The sequence below is a fragment of the Microbacterium cucumeris genome, assembly GCF_058349845.2.
In genome coordinates this window covers 1-2,877 of sequence record NZ_JBYRIZ020000010.1, presented here as the reverse complement: position 1 = coordinate 2,877, position 2,877 = coordinate 1, and the positions used below count along the sequence as shown (strand labels likewise).

Genomic DNA, 2,877 nt, shown 5'->3' with positions numbered 1-2,877 from the left:
CGGTGGAGGCCGGGGGGACGGTGTCGTACAACGTTCTGCCGGACTGGACCGATCCGGACGGCGACGACGTCTACCTCAAGGAAGTGATCGCCGCTCCCGGCGACGAAGTCGACTTCACGACCGACGGTCAGATCACCTACCGTGCGATCGCGACCCCGCCCGGACGCCACGAGGTCCAGGTGATCGTGGCCGACGCGTCTGGCGAGGATGCCGGTGGCACGATCCAGCTCGATGTCCGCCCAGTCGGGTCCACGCTGCCGAAGACCAACGCCGATCACGTCGTGATCAAGGCGGGCCAGCAGGCGACCGTGTCCCCACTGGCCAATGACACCAGTTCCAGCCGTGAGCCTCTGCGACTGAACCGGGTCGACCCGGTGGACGGCGCCACCATCGTCCCCGACTACCCGAACAAGAGCTTCACGTTCACAGCGGCCGAACCGGGCACGTACTACGTGCAGTATCTCGTCACGGCGGGCGTGCCCTCGGCGACGGGTCTGGTCCGCATCGATGTCGAGGGCGCGACTCAGGAGGATCTTGCTCCGATCGCCGTGCGCGATGTGGCACTGCTGCCGACCGGTGGCGAGGTGCTCGTCGGGGTGCTGAACAACGACACCGACCCGGGTGGCGGCGTTCTGGTGGTGCAGTCGGTGACTGTCGAGCCCGGCAGCGGTGTGTCGGTGTCGGTTCTCAACCATGAGACGCTCCGCATCGGCGACCAAGGGGGTCTCGAAGACCAGGTGCGGATCACCTACCGCATCTCCAACGGTGCGAAGACGGCCGAAGGCGATGTCGTCGTGATCCCGATCCCCGCGCCGGACAAGCTGCTGCCCCCGGTGGCGAACGATGACACGGCGACGGTGCGTGCGGGGGATGTGGTGAGCATCCCGGTGCTGGACAATGACACGCACCCGAATGATGCGGCGATGCATGTCGAGCCGGAGCTGGTGGAGCCGTTCATCGATCCGGAGGATGGTGAGGCGTTCGTGTCTCAGGACGAGGTGCGCTTCCGTGCCGGTCCGGAGGCGAAGACGGTGTATGCGACGTACAACGTGGTGGATGAGAACGGTCAGGTGGATGCCGGGTACATCACGATCCAGATCCTCGCAGTGGACGAGGAGAAGAACGCCGCCCCGCGTCCGCGGGATGTCACCGCCCGCACGCTGAGCGGGACGACGGCGAACATCGCGATCCCGTTGGACGGGATCGATGCGGACGGCGACTCGGTGGAACTGCTGGGGCTGGACTCGAACCCGAAGAAGGGTCTCGTCACGGTCGAGCAGGACTACCTGGTCTACGACGCGTTCGACGACGCGACCGGAGTCGACACCTTCACCTACAAGGTGCGGGACAACCTCGGCAAGGAGGGCACCGCGACGGTCACCGTCGGGATCGCCCCGAGCGAGGAGACCAACCAGGCGCCATACGCGGTGAAGGACGCGGTGGTGGTGCGCCCCGGTCGTGAGGTCGCGGTCCCCGTGCTCGCGAACGACTCCGACCCGGAGGGTGCGAAGGTCGCCCTGGTCAAGAACGGCATCACCCCTCCCGAGGACGTTCCGGGCTTCGAGGCGCGGGTGTCCGGCGACCGGGTTCTCGTCCAGGCTCCGGATGCCGAGGTGGAGACATCGCTGCAGTACACGATCGTCGATGACCGCGGCGCCGAGGCGACCGCGGTGCTGCAGGTCACCGTCGATGAGGACGTCCCGCTGCTCTACCCCATCGCGCGCGACGACCGCGTCAAGAGCGAGGACGTCAAGGATGAGCTGACGGTCGACGTCGAGGTGCTGGCGAACGACGAGGATCCGGATGGGACGACGGAGTCGCTGGATCTGACTGTGGAAGAGGGCGGCACGATCCTCGACGACGGCAAGGTTCGGGTGACGGTGGGGGATGAGCGTCAGTTGATCCGTTATACGTTGACGGATCAGGATGAGCAGTCGACGTCGGCGTTCATCTATGTGCCGGCGTTGGCGGATCTGCGTCCGGTGGTGGATTCGACGGAGGGGATCGAGGTCGTCAGTGGGGAGACGGTCGAGGTTCCGTTGGATGAGTATGTGACGGTCGCCGGTGGTGGGTCGGTGGTGATCACGGAGGCGGAGAAGGTCAGTGCGGCGCATGCGAACGGTGATGCGCTGATCAAGGATGAGCGCACGTTGGTGTATACGTCGGCGCAGGGGTTCTTCGGCAAGGATGCGTTGAACTTCGAGGTGACGGATGGTGCCGGGCCGGATGATCCGGAGGGTCGTAAGGCGACGTTGTCGATTCCGGTCACGGTGCTGCCGCCGGAGAACCAGCAGCCCACGTTCACCCGGGGACAGGTCAACGTCGCCCCTGGGGAGGCCGCCTCGTCCATCGATCTCGCCGAACTCACGGGTGACCCGGATCTCGAGGATCAGGGCAAGCACACGTTCGACTATGTCAGCGGCGCCACCGACGGCATCTCCGCGCGCATCGACGGTACCGAGCTGCTGGTCGAGGCGTCGTCCAGCACTCCGAAGGGCACAGCCGCGACCGTCACGGTGCGCATCTCGGACGGCGAGACCGAGCCGATCGAGGGCACCATCGATGTGACGGTGACGGCATCCACGCGTGCACTCCCGACCGCGAACACCGATTCCTTCCCGGAGACGAACCAGGGCGAGACGATCACGGTTCCGGTGCTCGAGAACGACTTCAACCCGTTCGAGGGCGAGGGGGAGCTGCGCCTGCTCGAAGCCGGCGTGGAGAGCGGACGCGGTCAGGCGACCATCCGAGGCGATCAGGTCGAGGTCACCCCGGACGCGCAGTTCGTCGGGATCTTGACCGTGCGGTATCGGATCGGGGATGTGACGGAGGATCCGGATCGTGAGGTGGATGGTCAGATTGTTCTGACGGTTCAGG

The 2,877-nt window shown here is 66.0% G+C and carries 1 protein-coding gene; it reads left to right on the top strand.

Features of this window, described 5'->3' with window-relative positions:
- On the top strand, positions 1 to 2,877 hold a 2,877-nt coding region (locus AC3RXZ_RS16890), incomplete at both ends, for an Ig-like domain-containing protein (protein ID WP_491494786.1).